Below are 901 nucleotides of genomic sequence, written 5' to 3' on the forward strand. Positions count from 1 at the left end.
CGCGTCCCGCTTGAACTCGGCCGTGTACCGCTTACTCGTATTGCTCTTCTTGCTCACTATCTGTGACTGCTTCCTCCGGGACCATCCGTCCCAGTATCAGGCTGTCCAGCTCACAGGGGGAACTTCAGATTTCACGATGCGTAGGAACTTCCTCCGCCGTTACCGCTCCAGACGCGAGCAGAGACGGCCCCGATTTCTTCCGCTGATCGCAGCGGGCACCATGACATTGAGCGCGCTGACGACATTGTCGATTGTCCAGCCCGCTGTCGCCGACACCGGCAATGCCACGCCGGTACCCGCGCCCACTGCGCCGGCCCCACCGCGGCCGGCGACCTTGGGCACGTTTCGCAGCCCTGACGACTCGGGACTGACCTCGACTCAGCAATCAGCCCTGTCTGCCGCGAAGAAACAAGCTGCCGACAGCGGTGACACCATCGCAGTGGATGCGCTGACCACCGAGACGTCAACAACGCAGGTCGGCCCGTCAGGACGCATGACCTACACCTCGAGCCTCCTACCCGTGCGCGTCCGCAAGAACAGCAGTTGGGTCCCGGTCGATGCCACACTGCAGAAGAACAAGAACGGCACGTTCAGCCCCAAGGCGGCCGCTGAGCCCTTGACCTTCTCCGGCGGTGGACACACACCGTTGGTCACCATGACGAGCGGCAAGGCATCACTGGCCATGTCATGGCCAGCCCCCCTCCCCACACCACACGTGTCCGGAGACCAAATCACGTACCCGGACGTCCTGCCCGCCGTTGACCTCCAACTCACCGTGAAGTTCCCCCTGTGAGCTGGACAGCCTGATACTGGGACGGATGGTCCCGGAGGAAGCAGTCACAGATAGTGAGCAAGAAGAGCAATACGAGTAAGCGGTACACGGCCGAGTTCAAGCGGGACG

At 62.5% G+C, this 901-nt stretch carries 1 pseudogene; it reads left to right on the top strand.

Going from position 1 to position 901, the window contains the following annotated elements:
• Nucleotides 1–793, top strand: a pseudogene (locus JFN87_RS33240) (hypothetical protein); the annotation flags it as partial.
• Nucleotides 794–901 lie beyond the last annotated feature (108 nt).

The organism is Streptomyces montanisoli (assembly GCF_017813245.1).
In the GTDB taxonomy this organism is placed as follows: Bacteria; Actinomycetota; Actinomycetes; order Streptomycetales; family Streptomycetaceae; genus Streptomyces; species Streptomyces montanisoli.